The organism is Tropicibacter sp. Alg240-R139, from assembly GCF_900537075.1.
GTDB lineage: Bacteria > Pseudomonadota > Alphaproteobacteria > Rhodobacterales > Rhodobacteraceae > Falsiruegeria.
Window position 1 is genome coordinate 436,869 of sequence record NZ_UNRA01000001.1, and the last position, 16,302, is coordinate 453,170.

The window sequence follows — 16,302 nt, forward strand, 5'->3', positions numbered from 1 at the left end:
ATTATCTTAGTTTGGCACATCAGATACGGTACTGAAGCATTTCCAAACCTCGCATCAATGTTCCATAGGCAGCGCCCGCAAGACACCCCAAAAGAAGCGTTCATTGGCTATGCAATTCTGGTTTGCGGTTTCAAGCTGTTCTACTGCTCAATGAAATCCACAAGAAAAGCTAGCCTGGCAACCAGCCATACTTTCTTAGGTCAGGCATTCCTGACTATTCCCCCGACCACCAATCCAAGAAACCCTCCATCCTCTTCCCTGCCGCGATGACAAGTTGCTCTGTGTATCCAGAGAGGTCGATTTCAGGTAGTTCGTCGACGTACTCGGCCGCCGCATCCCAGGCTTTCCCTGGCGCCGAAAGCATCCCTCCCCAAATGTCTTCAATACTTGGTAAGCCTTCTGCCTCTGGGATCAGTTCGCTGCACTCGAATTCTTCCATGGCCTTCTTTTGAGCTTCTTCAGGGTTGTCCGGATCAGAGATCACACCTTCTAGCCCCGCCATGTCCCTCGCCGTGTCACACGCATCCTGGACTTCCAACGCAAGGCCGCCAGCGATCACCGCAACACCGATCAGTGGAATCGCTTCTCCAAAGGCAGTTGCTGTGTTCCTTGCTGCTCCTTTCGCCATTCTTTGAGTCACTCGGCTTGAGGTTCGCCTCACCGCCTTCTGTGCTGCTTTTCGTCTCGTCAGCTTCTCGCCGACCTCTCTGGCCGCAACCGTACTGAGACCCACTGCAGATGCGGCACCAGAAACCGCCGAATACACACCGCTTATGGTCACGGTGGCAATGTTCAACGCGATCGAAGCAACAAGCAGCAAAGCAAACACGGACTTTGCCGAAAATCGAAGAGTGCGGATAATCATCAGAAGCCTTCCTGGGTCGGGCAATAAAATTGGAATTAGTAGGCGTGCGTCACCAAGGAACCGACCATTTTCTCATCCAAAAAAGTTTCCGGTTTCCCAATCCCACGCTTGTGGTTCGAAGGAAACCGTCAAGCCAAGTTCATATCCCAAGCATCAACCGGGCTTTTTTCTCGGGGCGGGCCTTGATCAATTTCGAACCAGCGGCTGCAAAACTGGCCAAGGGCGTTCCGGTGGGTCACCGAGCGGGTCATATAGCTCGTCTTCGACTGGAAAGAGCGGACAACCTTCGAACCGCGCCTTCCCTACGTCAACTTTTGTAAATTGATCCAGTTCTTCGACACGCGAACGAGCCCAGATCAGCATCCGCTCAAGTTCTGTTCCTGTCGATGGATGGCCTTCAGACTGGATCAACGTTAACCAATGCCGAATCTCTGAAGCCTCGTTGTGGTAGGCCAGCAGCTTCCGGAGATACTTGATCCGGTTTGCTTCTCGTTCTCGGCGGGCGTCAGCGAGTTGATGCCGTCGTTCAAGTGCTAGCCGTTCTTCTTCCAGCTTCTTCTGATCTTCTCGGCGAGCAACCCTAGCTAAGAATATTGCGTCAATTCCCGCTACAATCTTGGGGACGAACCTCTCGACACGTTGAATTTTTCCGTCACCCCAAGTTTTGCGAGGATCTTCCCTGTACCCATCGACTGAGAGCACAAGTTCTCCCGTACAGACGGAATCGTATTCGGGCCATGGTTTCTTGAAGGTAATACCAAGCCTCTCTGCCATACCTTTGTCCCATTTTAGTCGGAAATTGGCGTATGCCACCCGTTCATCCTCTAGCTCCTTTGGCGATGGCAAATGCTTCTGGCGTTTCACGCGTTCTACTATGGTGTACGAGAGCCGTTCATCGCCTTTGGAAACATACAATTTCTCACCATCTGTATGCGGTAGAAGGCCGACCAATTCCATGGTGTGTGAAAGACGATCAAGTATGTAGACCACTCTTTCGATGCTACGAAAGTTAACCTCGATCCCGCAGTGTGAAACATCCTTAGCCCGAAATCCCATCGATACGTCTGGATGGATTTCTCTCAAGACACTTACGACGGATTTGATGGAGTGATGAGGCCTCCTAACTGCCTGTCGTTCAGGATCGAGAAAGAGTTCAGCGGTTATCGTCAGTGTATTTTCGATTAAAGACCGACCGCCACCTTGTGCCGCCCTGGAATGCAGGGAATGTCGAATATGTTTGGGGATGCGCACAATGTTTAGTGAACTGTCGCCAACTTCAGGCAACCGCGGCTTAGCCATTTCCTGCCCAGCCGAAACCTTTGCCCAATACCCCCTTGGTGGGGTAGGAATGAAATGCTTGGCGCAGATCTTTGCGAGGCCTCGGTCAGACAGCCCAAACTCGCTGGCCAGCGTCCTCAAAGGGGTCGACCAAGCCTTTTCAAAGAGTTCAGCCCTGCTGATTTCTGTACTGCGGTCAAACATAAATTCCCTCATGCGTTGGCGGTTTGGTTTGGTTGTCCAAAAGATTCCTCTATGAGTGGGCACATAAACAGCTTATTGGAATGCTATGACGAAAATTTTGGAACACTGAAAAACCAGATCGGCTCCCCAAACTCAGGGAAAAATGATTTCAACAGCTCGGCCTTAAGACCCAATTCCAAGCCATTTCAAATCGGCCTCACATCAGCCAAATAAATCCTTTCAACATTATGTTTTTAAGTAATTAAATTTGAAAACTTTGTGCGCAGCACAAACCAATTGTTAGATCGATGCCTTAGGCAGTGCGAAGCAATGTCCATCGTGAAAATCGCGATCTACGGGAAAAAAAATCTGCGCGTGCGAGGAGAGACGGGTTTGGCTCATCGTCAACTTGAGGGATTTGCCCCCCCTCCCCACCCACAACCATTTCCAATTTGCAAGCGTCAGGCCATTGGCCAAACAACTTAGCATTTTTTGGCACCTTCTCTTAGATTTTGGGTTCAAGGCAACTTTCGCCATTTTGTTAACCTTGAGCCCAAAAGCCAACATCGTCATCAAACCTGGCGCTTAGCATTAAGCTTTCCAAACCAACTTGGATCAGTGAGGGATGGTTCCGGCGGCATATAAGGGAATAGCTATAAAAGCTTGGACACAGTGTGTAGCGTCCACGGGGCTGGATCATGCCCCGTTCTGGCTACAGCCGCGACACCGTTGGGACATTCATCTGTCCCACTTAAGCCGCTGGCAAACTTGGTGTTTTCACCTTTGCAACACCCAACAGATCGTCAGAGTAAAGACATTGGGTAATCTCCTTCGTTGGATTTGTATGTGGATGTGCTGCGCGGTGCGTCGCAGATGTCCCAGGTCGTGATTTTCATTTTCTCTCAGAAACTTACCTGGGACATCTTCTGTCACCGCTGGACGGCACTACGCTTAACCGGCCTCCTCTAACCCAAGGCACGCGAATGGGACCAGGACGACGCGATGTTGCTCATTTGGAGAAAACCTGATGGCGCTTTTGGGGCGTTCAACACCGTCGAGTTTTTGTAGTGCCGAGGCATGGGCTCCGTTGCGCCACTTCGTATCAGCATACAGTTTGGCTGTAGGTGTGGATTTTCCGGTCCGCAGCGCTAAGTATCGCCCGACGCCATAGAGATAGATCCCATGGCGTCTGAGAGCCCCTTCGGCGTCGTCCACGCCATACAACGGTTCCTCGCTCACCGCCGAGATAATCAACTCGCGGATTGTCCTTTTGATCCCGTGGTCTAACGACAGCGATGCGCTCAGCAACTGGTCCAGCACGTCGCGTCCTTCTGATCCCTCGTCGGCCTCAGCAGAGTCGTTGATCAATGCTTCCATAGGAGCTTGCAAGTCATCCAACCGGAGACGGTCAATTTCCCCATCAAATAGAGCCAAGTCGAACCCAGCCAATGTGGTCGCGGCCGTAGCTGCTTGGCGTGCGTCGGCCCCAATACTCTGAGCTTTGGCAGCAATGACCCCATGAGTTTTGTCCCACCGCTCGCTTTGATGGAGCATTCTGCCACGAAACCTCGCAGACAGATCCTTGCACACCGAAAACAATCGTCCCAGATCTCTGGCCGCCGCCATAGGATCGTTACAGCGCGGTAGCGGTCGCAACTCCATTACCGCAAACCTGGACCTGTCTTGCGGTTCCAGGTGAATATGATTGATCGACGTGACATAGGCCGATCCAAGCATCCGAAAGGACACTGGCGAATGATCCGAACCGCCGCGAGATATGCGCCCACCGCCGCCGCCGGACATCCGGCGGAACAATGCCAGCATGTTGTCCTGCCGCGAAGAATTGCGCGGATTATCGTCCGGCTCAAACTCGTCGATAAGCAGCGGTCGCGCCTGGTTGTTGCGTGACTGTCGAAGCCCAGCTTCGGTCGCATCATTAACAACGTCGCCAGAGAGATCGCCCAGCAGACAAGCTGCCAGTTCGATCAACTTGGACTTACCGCTTCCACGGCTGCCGTGGACATATAGATGCGACCTCCATTCCGGGAAGCCACCAAGGCTAGCGGCCGCAACCCACCCGAACCAAATTATTGGGTCTACTTCTCTCTGCCAGCCCCAAAGGCGCTCAATTTCATGCCAGACATTCTTCAGGCCATCAAAAGGCAATGAAGCAAAGTCCGGCTTCACAATCGGCCTGGCCCCAACTGTGATGTGTTTTGGGTAATGGGTAGCAACCGGAAAAAACTGGCCACCTGGAAGGGCAAGCTGATCTCCGCAATGCGCGACTGCACAGTCGCCTTCGTCCCGCCACACACCGATTGAACGCAAATCGGCGCTGCTCGGGTCAAACACACCTTTGGCGTTACACCTTTCTATGATCCACAAACCGGCTTGTTTATGGCACCACCCGTTGTCCCTGATCGGGAATTCTGAGTGACACCATTTGTCGACTTCTGGGCCACTGCCTGCAAACAAAGAACGCACGCCTCGCCCAGCCTCCAGCGCCTCAGCCGTCATTCTTCTGAGTTGGCCGCAGGGCGGTATGAAATAATATTGGCCGCCATTGTGACCCAGTGGAACAATTGGTTGCGGCGCGTCAGCGACCGTTACCTCGACCCTTTGGGTCTCGGGTTGACCAAGTAGATCACGGCTTTCATGTGCAACAAGCAAGGGCTGCACTTCAACCACATCACTTGGGAGAATAGGCTCTGCTTCTTCAATAACTTTGCGTATCGGGTCCATGTGAACTTTGAATTCATGATCCATTTCTGGATTGAACCCCGTGCCGATATGGTTCTTCGATTTTTCCTGCGCCATTACCGAAGGCTCCTGGTTGCCACATGTTGACCACAGGATTTCGAGTCCATCCAAGCGTCGAGATCCGCCCGCCGATACCGCACGGCACGCAAACCGACTTTCAGATAGCTGGGTCCGACTTGTAGCCCAGTGCCCATTCTCAGTTTGGCCAGGTAGCTTTCGCTGAGACCCAGGTATTCAGCCGCCTCTCCGGCTGTGAGGTCCACATTGTCCATATTCGTGCTCCTTCATGAATGTCCTGAAACGACCATGAAGGAGCGCTAGAATTATCACATCGGTAGCAAATCCAAACCTTCTCTGTTGTTATCCACGAAGCTGTACCAGCCACTAAACGCCCCTTCCGGGGTGGTGGTGATCTCGAACAGGTCGAATAGGTCTTCCAGCAATTTGTGGAAAGGACTTGTGGGATTGAGAGATTTGGGAACATTTATTGTACCCGGTCGACTTCTGCAGATTGCTGCTGCCGCTTCAACCAATCGCCAAGCTTCGATTGCTCGCTTTTTGTATTGAATGCCTTCGGGCAATTCCAAGGACGTCTTTTCGATGGCGGGAAGAAGGTGCTCGAAACTTTTACTCAACAACTCAAGCGACCTCGATGCGACTTTCGGAGGAAAATCATTTTCTTCAACCGAATATTCTTCGTGATATTTGCTTGGAACGTATTTGCCTCGCACTACTTTCAGAGGCAAAGTAGCGTTCATCTCCATTTCCATCTGAAGCACCCAGTGGATTGAATTGAACGTTTCAGCCAGTTTTCGAATTTGGTGACTAATTTTCGCTAACTTCTTTCGTTCCTCTTCGCGGCACCATACTTCAGCCAGTCCAACTTCGTACACAGCCAGAAAATAGCTCGTCATACTAGAGAATTTGTGCGGGCCGAACTTTGAAAAATGCAGCTCAATAATGTTCGTCACATCGTTGTGCATTCGCCGGGCTTCTTCGGTGTCCCAATCCCAGCTTCTCCGTTCGTGGATTTTCTTCTTCCGAAAGTGGTCCCGCACGCTCAACTCCTGCCTGAAATCCTCCATCCCAGCTTCACCTTTTATGCGATCTGAGGCAATTTCCAACCGCTGATCGTACGTCACCGCCTTTCCATGCCACGACAGAAACCGCAAACATGCGCAAGTCGAGCGCGGCGGATAGGAGCCTAACTTAGCTGAAATTCGTCATGCGATAACCCCGGCACTACAACGGATCTTCGTTCCAACGCCATTTCTCGGCTTTGCCACATGTTTTGAACTGTTAATGAAACTAGTTGCTTGCCAGGCATTTTTTTCACGAGCGCCTAGTTGGCCTTGATGACTTCACGATGTCGCTCAGCGCCTCTGCGGCTATTTTAAAAGATCTTAACCTGGCGGCGTGATCGTGGATCATCCCGGTCACCATCAATTCCTCGGGCTGGTATCGCTCAATCAAACGCGCAAGTTCAATCTGAACCGTTTCAGGGCTGCCGGTTGCCGAACAGGAAAGAGCTTGTTCCACCTGCGTGAGGACTGGCGCTGAAATCTCCGCTGACAGATCCTCGACCGGGAGGGGAAGTTTGCCCGGACGCCCTGTCCGTAAACGAGCGAAGGCAAGCAACTGAGATGATCGCAGATACCGTGCTTCATCATCAGTCCCCGCTGCACAGACCCCGGCGGCCAGCATGAAGTACGGTTTCGCAAGCCACTTAGATGGCTGGAACGTCGATCTGTAGGTCGCGATCGCGTCCTCAAGCATTGCGGGCGCGAAATGCGAGGCAAACGCGTAAGGCAACCCGAGATAGGCGGCGAGCTGCGCGCCATAAAGGCTGGAACCGAGTATCCAAACCGGAACATGGGTCCCTTGTCCGGGGACTGCCCGAATTCGCGCCTCGTCTGAAGCGTCTTCAAGATACCCCAAGAGTTCCACTACGTCCTGCGGAAAGTTGTCGTTGGCTTCCATGTGCCGTCTGAGGGCCTGCGCTGTCGCCCCGTCGGTGCCCGGAGCACGGCCAAGTCCAAGATCAATTCGCTCCGGATAAAGTGTGGCAAGCGTGCCGAACTGTTCGGCAACTACCAGAGGCGCATGGTTTGGCAGCATGATACCCCCGGCACCAACACGGAGGGTCTTGGTGGCCGACGCGACGGCTCCTATCACGACCGCCGTTGCTGCACTGGCGATGCCCGGCATATTGTGGTGCTCGGCCAGCCAGTAACGATGATAGCCGCTTGCCTCCGCGTGGCACGCCAAGTCGATTGTATTTCTTAGGGCGTCAGCGACGGTTCCGCCTTCCGGGATCGGTGACAAATCAAGTAAAGAAAAATGATGCAACTTTGGCTCCTTGCTTCTTGAGCACCTACGCGTGTTTGAGCGGGCTAATCGCCACCAGCTCGCTTAACTATTGGCCAAGTCCTTAGACAAGGCATAAGCGCCTGAAAGATAAGCGTTCTTCAAATAGACAGGCAGATTCTCTGGGTACTCTTCAACTTTCTTCTTGGCAAAATGAGAAAGCGCCGCCGGACTGACGAAACTGGTTTGGCATCCTTCTACGAGCTGGATCAGAGTTTCGATTTTGAAGGAAACGGCTCCACCAGCCATTCGACCCTTCTTGGCTCGCGTTTTGATCACAAAGGTATCAATTTCGTTTTCGCGGGAAAACTCATGGAGCGCCGCCAGGAATGATCGCAGATCGGCTTCAGACGTGTCATCTTCGAGCTCTATTCTCGTGGTCTTCGGCCGAAGCATCTCAATGTTGTCTTCATCATTTAGGTGGACAACAACAAGCCGAACCTCCTTTGCCGATATCTCACATCCGCATACATTCATGAGAATTTTCCTTCGTGCGATAAATCCACGTTAAAGTCTCTTCTGACCTGAAAACCCAGATCTTAGGTCATGTTGACAAACGGCGGAGCCATAGGCGGATTGAGGTGATGTCGATGAAGCCCAGATAGCTCTTGGCGGTTTTGTCGAAGCGGGTTGCGACGCGGCGGGCATTTTTCAGCTTGTTGAAGCAACGTTGGACCATGTTTCGTAGCCGGTAAAGCGTTTGATTAACGCCGACGCCCATCTTGCGGGTCTTACGCATTGGAATTTGCGTTAGAATATCGCGTCGCTCCATGGTTATCAGCGTCATCGCCACGATCCGCGAGCAGTACTTTGGGCTCGGGCAGATTGGTCTCCATGACCAAATCGAAGCCGAGATAATCCGACGTTTGGCCCGGCGTGATCCCCGTTCGTATTGGCAGGCCAGGACGGCCCACAAACCCAGTGGCAAGAAAGACATGCTGATTGCACCAATGACAATCCAGCTTTGGGGCCAAGCGCCTGTCGCAGGAGATTACTTCGGGACAACGCCCCCCCTAGAAGAAAGGCCACCATTGTCAGGGCCACAATCGACAATTCGTCAAACCATTGAGAAACAGCGTCGGGCACCAATCTGAAACCAGAATTTCCCGCCGCGATGCCAAGCAACAAAAGTAATGTGACCCTTGGCAAACGAGTGACGCGACCGAGCTCATCGGTGACCAACCCAGCCAGGAAAAGTACGCCAAGCGCTACGAGAAATCCGACAAGCTCCACAAGACGCAGTTCAACACCTGCCAATGGACGTTACTTTGATCGGTATCATGCCTCTGTGAATAAGTCAGGACGGGCATAGATGACGTTTTTGTCCAAAAACTGGAGACGTCCTGGCGCAACCGGGCACCTTATCCCAGCGGCATGCGCCGTTCTGCCATTTCCGCGTACCAGCTACAGCCCACCGGGATTAGCTCATCGTTGAACTCATAGGCCGGATTGTGAAGGTCGGCACTGTCGCCATTGCCGATGAAGAGATATGCGCCAGGGCGTACGGCCAGCATTTCGGAGAAGTCTTCGCCCGGCATGACTGGATCGAAGTCGCGGATTACATCGCCGGAGATCACCTTCGCAACCTCTGCAGCGCACGCGGCAGCCTCTGGGTCATTTACGGTGGGTGGCACGCGCGGGTTGTAGTCCAGATGGGCGTTGGCACCGTGGGCTTGCGCCGTCAGTTCGGCAATCTCGCGCAGACGCTTTTGAACCATCTCATGTACCCCAGGGTCAAAGTAGCGCACAGTGCCGCGCAATTTAATCTCATCCGGGATGACATTGTAGGTATTGCTGTCGCTGCGCAGCCCGCAGGTGGACACAACCACGGACTTCAGTGGGTCGATATTCCGCGCTGCAATGGTTTGCAGAGCCACGACCACATGGGCAACAGCCACGGTTGTATCCACAGCCTTGTGAGGCAGAGCTGCATGCCCGCCTTGGCCTTTGATAGTGAGTTCAAAAAACGCCGTGGCGGCCATCTGCGGACCATCTCGCACGGCAAACTGACCTGCCGGTATCCCCGGCCAGTTGTGCATTCCATATACCTCCTGAATGTCCCAGCGGGTCATCAGCCCATCCTCCAGCATTGCGCGAGCGCCACCGCTGCCTTCCTCGGCAGGCTGAAAGATCAGAACCACAGAGCCGTCGAAATTGCGGGTTTCAGCCAGATATTTCGCCGCGCCCAAGAGCATCGCTGAATGGCCATCATGGCCGCAGGCATGCATAACACCGGGATGGGTCGAAGCGTGGGGTAGACCAGTGGCTTCGGGAATGGGCAGCGCGTCCATATCCGCGCGGAACCCGATCACTTTGCCCGACCCCCGCGCACGTCCATGAATCACGCCAACAACTCCGGTCCGACCGAAGCCCGTGACCACCTCGTCACAGCCGAAACCGGTAAGCAATTCGGCAACCTTGGCCCCGGTGCGGTGTTCCTCGAACCGCAGCTCAGGGTGGGCATGAATGTCCCGCCGCCATTCAGTGATCTCAGAGAGCAGTTCGGCAAAGCGGTTTCGGGCGGGCATGAGTTGCTCCTCTCTTTGTCGGTCGCTCAGATTATGAAGACCGGTCTCCGCGCCCGCAACAGGATATGCCAACTCCGCCAGTTAAGATGTTTCATTGAGCCCAGATCCGAGCCGAAATCTCGTTGCACACGATCTCCATCGACGGCCTAAGCGCATCGAGCGAGGGCCTTGCATATCTCTGCCCGGTGATCGACAGCGGTGTGTGATTGAGTAACCGACCGACGATCTCCTCCAGCACGCCTGCCTCCATCGCGACGGTGGCAAAGGTCCGTCGATGGGCGTGTGGGCTCCACTTCAGCTTTTCTGGCCCGGTAACATAGCCCTTGGCGGATTTGGGTGACGGGAAGACCCAGGTACGGCTCAGCGCCCGCATCGGGGCCAGGATTTCGTGGTGTACTTGGACAATTGGCAGATCGAAGCTCCGGCCATTCTTCGTTACCGGCAAGTGAATGCGATCTTCCTCGATCTGCTTCCATTGCAAAGTGAGTGCCTCGGTTTTTCGAAGACCCGTGAATAGAAGAAGCTCGTAGAACACCTTGTGGATCTGATTCTGAAGGCCGTCCACGTCCTGTCGCCATTCCTGAAGATCTTCGATAATCCTGCCGTCAGGTTTTTCTTCATACCATTCGATGGCTAGCGTTGGGCATTCCGGCAGATCATAGGTTCGCTTGGCATGATTGTAGATGGACCTGAAATGCCGAAGTGTATGATTGGCCCCTGAAGGTGTTCTGGCCATCTCCTGATGTCGCCGGACCACCATGGCCTTAGTGATCTCATCCAAAGGCAAACGCATCCAATCCTTGAGGTGTTTGTCCAGCGCGAGACGCGTTGAGTGTTTGTAGTCTTCGGAGCGCAGCTTGGGCCGCGCCAGGTAGACCTCCGTGGCAGCCTCCAACGTCGGAGCCCCGATCTGAGCCACCTTTCCTGCCCCGCGCCCCATTTCCAACGCTAGACCCATTGCCGTTTGCCTGGCGGCTTGCGACGAGATCATCGGAAACCGCCCGATCAGAATGCGTTTGGTCTGCCCGCCTATATCCTTCTGGAAGTACCAGGTCTTGGAACGCTTTCCGACAAAGAGCACCAGTCCCTTGATCTCGGCATCCCAATACTTGTCAGTACCGGTTTTCGACTGGGGCAGTTTCTTCGCAATGGTTTCGGAGAGCTTGGGCATATCTTTGTCGGCTTTTTGTCGGTTTTTGACTGAATAATGATGAAACTCAGTGCATCAGGATGGCATATAAAAGTCAACAAATAGAATGACTAAGAATGAAAGAGAAGTTCTGGGAAACTCAAATCATGAGTTTGGAAGGCTCTTATGATACCATTTCACCATACCCGCCAAGAATTTTTGTTTGGTAAAACAGCCGGTCTGGGAGGTAAATAGCGATCCGGGCAGAACCGGTCATTACTCTGCAAAAACATCGCCAGCGAATTGAAGTTACTCGGAAAATTTCAGAGCAACTTCCACATAGCTAGTCGTCGGCGCGAACCAGCTGGCGTTGCTGACCTAGGCCGTCGATCCCTAGCTCCATGACATCGCCAGCTTTCAAGTACACTGGATCGGGTCTGAACCCCATGCCAACACCCGGCGGTGTCCCGGTTGAAATGACATCCCCTGGATGCAGGGTGAACAACTGACTGAGGTGCGAGATAATTTGCGCTACGTTAAAGATCATCTTCGCAGTGTTCCCGGTCTGCATCCGCTGACCGTTGACGTCCAGATACATCGACAGGGCATGCGGGTCCGGCACTTCATCGCGTGTCACAAGCCAAGGGCCGGTAGGTCCAAAGGTGTCGCAGGATTTGCCCTTGGTCCATTGCCCTGTCAGATCGAACTGAAAATGCCGCTCAGTGACGTCATTGACGATGCAATAACCCGCCACGTGGTTCAGCGCTTCGCCTTCGCTGACATACTTTGCCTTGGTCCCGATCACGACGCCCAGTTCGATTTCCCAATCGGTCTTGGTTGACCTGCGCGGCATCACCACATCATCATTGGGCCCGACGATGGCCGAATTGGCCTTCATGAACAGAATCGGATGTTCGGGGATGGGCAATCCAGCCTCAGCAGCATGATCTGAATAGTTCAACCCGATGCACAGGTATTTGCCGATGGAACCGACACAAGGACCCAGGCGTGGACTACCGTCGACCACGGCCAGACTATCGGGATCAATGGCGCGCAACTGCTCTAATCCAGTATCCGACAAGGCGACACCCGAGATGTCACCCACGTGAGCAGACAGATCGCGAATAGTGCCATCATCGGCCAGCAATCCGGGCTTTTCGGCTCCGGCCCCTCCATAGCGCAAAAGTTTCATGATGTTTGCTCCCCTCATCCCGATCTTAGCACGGCCGCATAATCACCGCTCAGAATGCGAGGTCAATGACTGTCCAAAAGGCGGAGGCAAAACACCGACCGCGAGTCGAGGGGAGATAGGAGTGCGCGGTCGATCTGGTCGATCAGATCTCGAAAACGTCGAGATCTTCGACAATCTTTGCCGGGCCTGCAAAATGCTCCTTCAGCTCGTCATTGGCGCTGGAGTGCCCGTCTTCGCTGTCCATATGAATACGGAAGTGGGTGATCAGAAGCTCTTTGACACCGGCAGATTGCGCCATCTTGGCGATATGTTCTGGGGTGGGCGAGAATTCGGCGATCGCTGGATGGATATCATCGGTCGATAAGCGATAGCACCAGTGGATCAGCAAATCTGCGTCCGCCGTCAGTTCAGACAGCGCATCACAGATGCCGGCATCGCCGGAGTAGACGAACTTCTTGCCGCCCGCCTCGACCGAAAAGGCCATGCAGTCGAATGCAGGTTGGGCGTGGGGCACTTCGCAACTTTTCAGCTCCCACCCATGTCCCTGATAAGAAAAACCTGGCTTGATCTCGGTTACCTCAGGCGCAGGCCAGGCGCGCGGCAGAGTGCCACCGCGAGCGACCCAGACCTGTTGGCTGGGAGCCAATTCAGTGCGGGCGTATAGGTCGGGTGACAGCACGCCATCGCGACCAAAATAGCCTTCTGTCATGCGTGCAATCGGGCTCGGACCCCAAACCTTGAGCGGCGGCGCGCCCTCGTCCCAGGCGGCATGCACCAGGCGGGCGTAATCCATCATGTGGTCGGTGTGCAGATGGGTAAAAAACAGATGCGTTATATCTTTCGGCAAGCGTCCCGACCGCACGAGGTTGTCGAAAACCCCGCCACCGCAGTCGAACAGGATCTTGTCGTCACCGATTTCCAGCAGGTAACCGGTCGAAGCACGGCGGGCGTAAGCTTCGGGAGAGCCCGAGCCAAGAATGGTCAGTTTCATCAGTTTGCTTCCATCTTTGGGGGTGGCGTCGCACCGGGCGCGCCAAGTTTCAGGGCAGCCTCTCGGCCCCCGTATCTGGCGATCAGGGCAGCCTGATCGTCGAAGGCTTGTTGATTGACCGCATCCGGGTCGCAAATCGTGCGCAAAGCGGTTTCCATCCTGATCAGAGTTTCGGAATGGGCCGGGTCGTCCGCCAGGTTGTTGAGCTCTTCTGGGTCAGTCTTCAGGTCAAACAGCTCGGGCGAAAAGCCTATGTAGTGGTGATACTTCCATCGCCCAATTCGCAGCAAGAATGCACCCGACACGGCGCCTGCTGCATGGTACTCCGAAAAGACAGGACGCTCTGGCTTGGGTTCTTCAGACACGATTTTGTAAAGCGAACGCACTCCATCCGATGCCTCGAGCGGCGCATCGAAGTGGTCCGCGATGGTGGCGGAAACATCCAGCAAGCTCACCGGTGTATCGCAGATACCTTGCCCCACGCCTGGACCCGCCATGATCATCGGGATGGCGGCACTTTCCTGATAGAGGTTGGATTTCCCCCACAGACCCCGCGCGCCCACGTTGTCACCATGATCCGAGGTGTAGATGACCGTGGTGTCGCCTTTAAAGCCCGCCTGTTTCAGACCCGCCATGATCTGACCAACGTTATGATCCAACCAACTGCACAGCCCGTAGTAGGACGCTATTGCGGTCAGGCGCTCGCTCTCGTCCTTGAACTTTGCCTCGCTGTCCATGAACGCGTTTTGCTTTTCCACCCAAGGGTGGCGCACATATCCGCCGCGCGGGTTCAACTTTGGACCGGGCAGTTGGTCGTGCGGATAAAGATCATAGAATTCTTGCGGAACCACCAAAGGAAAATGCGGTGCCACCAGCCCGACATAGAGGCACCATGGGCGGTCATCGCTACTGGCTGCACGGTCCTGCAACCATTCAACCGTGCGCGTTGTCACGGCTGCATCATATTCGGTGTATCTGCTGGTCCCGGGTCCGATGTCGTCACCCAACATCCGGCCCTTGCCCATGATCCGTTCATCTTCCTTTCGGATCGAGGCCCAGACCATACCAACGCCGCCGGCCACCATCATCGGGATGTGTTCGGTATCAAAACCGGCCGCATCCTCTTCGGCGCGGTAATGCAGCTTGCCGATACTTTCGACCGGGACATCCTTGCCTTGTAGGGCATGCCCCCACCCAGGGATCGAGCCATCATAGGGCGTGGCATTGTCCCACAGGCGTGTTTCATGAGCATATCGCCCTGTAGCAAAGCTCGCTCGGGCGGGCACACAGATGGGCGATGGCGTATACGCGTTAGTGAACCTTGTTCCCCGCGCCGCCAAAGCGTCCAGATGCGGTGTTTTTGCAACCGGATGGCCCTCACACCCCAGAGCACGAGCCTGATGCTCATCCGACATGATCACCAGCAGATTGCCTGTCATGACTGGCTCTCGTCTTCAATCTGCTCCATTGCCAGCTCCAGCTTATCCATCGCTGTGAACATCACTTGGCGCTCAGAGGCGGTCAGGCTTCCCAGCAGTGCATTCTGACGCGCGCGCATGGCGGGACGTGCCTGCTGGAATATGGCGAAACCGTTGTCGGTGAACTCTACTGTGTGGCTGCGTTGATCCGATTCGCTGCCCTCGACCGAAATCAGCCCCTCGCGCAGCATGCCTTTGACCGTGCGGCTCACCTGCCCTTTATCAAAGTCCGTGCGCTTGACGATCTGCGCCGGGGTGATCTTGCCGTGGCTTTCAATCATCACAAATATTCGCCACTGCGACAGCGAAATACCCGCTGTTTCCTTAAGGATTCTAGCAGCTTGCGCATTGAGCTTGGCGTGAACCCGGCTCAGGCGAAACGTCACCATCTGCTGCAATGGAATGTCAAATTCGGTGTCCGTCACCTGATCCGCTGACATGCGAAACCTCCCTTGTCTTACCGTAACCGTGGCATCGTTTAGTTGATCCGTCAACTTTTTTGTTGACCAGTCAACCTTTTTTGACGCAGGCTTATGAAAACAACACGTTCAGGGAGGAACACATGAAACGCACACTGAAAGCGGCCATCGCCGCCATCGGCCTTGCCGTATCTGCAACCGCTGGCATGGCAGCGGACTGGACCCCACCCGGCCCCATCAAACTGATGATCGCGTTTCGCGCGGGGGGCGGCGCAGACACACAAGCCCGCCTGATCGCCGAAGCGCTGGAAGAAAAGATGGGATGGAAATTCATCCCCGAACAGGTCACCGGCAAGGGTGGCCTGAACATGGCCAACACGCTGAAAGGCCAGCCCAACGACGGCACCGCCATCGGCTTGGCCGTGACGGAAACCTTTGGCTACAACATGGCCGCCGCAAATGCAGGCATGTCGCCCGAGGATTTCACCGGTCTGACCACCACTGCAGGCTTCCAGATGGGCATCGTTGCCCCGTCAGGCAAAGGCTGGTCCAGCTTTGAAGACATGATCGCTGCAGCCAAGGGCGGCCAGGACATCCGCTTTGGCGTCATGAGCCCCAAACTGGCCGATCTGGCCTATCTGCTCGGCAAGGCGCAAGGCGTCGATTTCAACATCGTGCAGGTCAAGGGCGGCAAGGCCGTGATGAACGGCGTGACCGCTGGCGACCTGGACGTAGGTTTCATGGCCGGCATCCAGGCCAAGGGCGTCGCTTCGGGCGATCTGGTCAACCTGGCCTCGGGCCTGTCGCAGCCGCTGGTACAGACACCCGACGCACCGACGATGGCCGACCTTGGGGTCGACTTTGACTCGGACGGCTATTTTGTCTTTGTGGGCCCTGCTGGCATGCCCGACGACGCGCGCAAAGCCCTGTCCGAGGCCATCGCTGCTGTGGTGAGCGACGAAAGCTCGAAGGCGGGTGGTCTGGTGAAGAAGGCCTTTGGCGGTTCGGCCACCATTATGGGGAACGATCTGACCCAATTGATGTCTGACGACTACAGCAACGCCGGCACCCTGATGGACGCGGCATCAGAATAACTCCCCCCAAACTCGCGC

Annotated in this window: 14 protein-coding genes and 1 pseudogene; 1 reads left to right on the forward strand and 14 read right to left on the reverse strand. The window is 54.8% G+C overall.

Going from position 1 to position 16,302, the window contains the following annotated elements:
• Nucleotides 1-214: 214 nt before the first annotated feature.
• From G6R15_RS02140 to G6R15_RS02205, 14 genes and pseudogenes are all read right to left on the reverse strand, one after another.
• Nucleotides 215-865, reverse strand: coding sequence for a hypothetical protein (locus tag G6R15_RS02140; protein WP_164658138.1), 651 nt, complete (start codon nt 863-865; stop codon nt 215-217).
• Between the two features lie 186 nt (nt 866-1,051).
• Nucleotides 1,052-2,347: a hypothetical protein gene (locus G6R15_RS02145; RefSeq protein ID WP_164658139.1), complete on the reverse strand. Its 1,296-nt coding sequence runs from the start codon at nt 2,345-2,347 to the stop codon at nt 1,052-1,054.
• Nucleotides 2,348-3,277: 930 nt separating this feature from the next.
• Nucleotides 3,278-5,143, reverse strand: coding sequence for a hypothetical protein (locus G6R15_RS02150; protein ID WP_164658140.1), 1,866 nt, complete (start codon nt 5,141-5,143; stop codon nt 3,278-3,280).
• A complete protein-coding gene (locus G6R15_RS02155; protein ID WP_164658141.1) occupies nt 5,143-5,358 on the reverse strand; it encodes an AlpA family transcriptional regulator in 216 nt (71 codons plus the stop codon). Before G6R15_RS02155 ends, G6R15_RS02150 begins: the two co-directional genes overlap by 1 nt.
• A 54-nt stretch (nt 5,359-5,412) precedes the next feature.
• Nucleotides 5,413-6,228 (reverse strand): hypothetical protein, encoded by an 816-nt coding sequence (locus tag G6R15_RS02160; RefSeq protein WP_164658142.1) that lies wholly within the window; start codon nt 6,226-6,228, stop codon nt 5,413-5,415.
• Between the two features lie 190 nt (nt 6,229-6,418).
• Entirely contained in the window at nt 6,419-7,435 is a 1,017-nt protein-coding gene (locus G6R15_RS02165; RefSeq protein ID WP_164658143.1) for an LLM class flavin-dependent oxidoreductase, read from the reverse strand.
• Between the two features lie 63 nt (nt 7,436-7,498).
• Nucleotides 7,499-7,930, reverse strand: coding sequence for a DUF3010 family protein (locus G6R15_RS02170; RefSeq protein ID WP_164658144.1), 432 nt, complete (start codon nt 7,928-7,930; stop codon nt 7,499-7,501).
• A gap of 67 nt (nt 7,931-7,997) precedes the next feature.
• Nucleotides 7,998-8,367, reverse strand: a pseudogene (locus tag G6R15_RS02175) (IS5/IS1182 family transposase); the annotation flags it as partial.
• A gap of 447 nt (nt 8,368-8,814) precedes the next feature.
• A complete protein-coding gene (locus G6R15_RS02180; RefSeq protein ID WP_164658145.1) occupies nt 8,815-9,981 on the reverse strand; it encodes a M20 aminoacylase family protein in 1,167 nt (388 codons plus the stop codon).
• A 91-nt stretch (nt 9,982-10,072) separates the two neighbouring features.
• Entirely contained in the window at nt 10,073-11,152 is a 1,080-nt protein-coding gene (locus G6R15_RS02185; protein ID WP_164658146.1) for an integrase family protein, read from the reverse strand.
• A gap of 301 nt (nt 11,153-11,453) precedes the next feature.
• The gene (locus G6R15_RS02190) at nt 11,454-12,302 is read right to left on the reverse strand and encodes a fumarylacetoacetate hydrolase family protein (RefSeq protein WP_164658147.1); all 849 of its coding nucleotides are present in this window, start codon (nt 12,300-12,302) and stop codon (nt 11,454-11,456) included.
• Between the two features lie 142 nt (nt 12,303-12,444).
• Complete coding sequence (locus tag G6R15_RS02195) at nt 12,445-13,293, reverse strand: MBL fold metallo-hydrolase (RefSeq protein WP_164658148.1); 849 nt, start codon at nt 13,291-13,293, stop codon at nt 12,445-12,447.
• A complete protein-coding gene (locus G6R15_RS02200) occupies nt 13,293-14,732 on the reverse strand; it encodes a sulfatase-like hydrolase/transferase (RefSeq protein WP_164658149.1) in 1,440 nt (479 codons plus the stop codon). Before G6R15_RS02200 ends, G6R15_RS02195 begins: the two co-directional genes overlap by 1 nt.
• A complete protein-coding gene (locus G6R15_RS02205; protein ID WP_164658150.1) occupies nt 14,729-15,211 on the reverse strand; it encodes a MarR family winged helix-turn-helix transcriptional regulator in 483 nt (160 codons plus the stop codon). The genes G6R15_RS02200 and G6R15_RS02205 overlap by 4 nt, the downstream gene beginning before the upstream one ends.
• 122 nt (nt 15,212-15,333) lie before the next feature.
• Between G6R15_RS02205 and G6R15_RS02210 the strand changes: the two genes are divergently transcribed.
• The gene (locus tag G6R15_RS02210) at nt 15,334-16,284 is read left to right on the forward strand and encodes a tripartite tricarboxylate transporter substrate binding protein (protein WP_164658151.1); all 951 of its coding nucleotides are present in this window, start codon (nt 15,334-15,336) and stop codon (nt 16,282-16,284) included.
• Nucleotides 16,285-16,302: the final 18 nt, after the last annotated feature.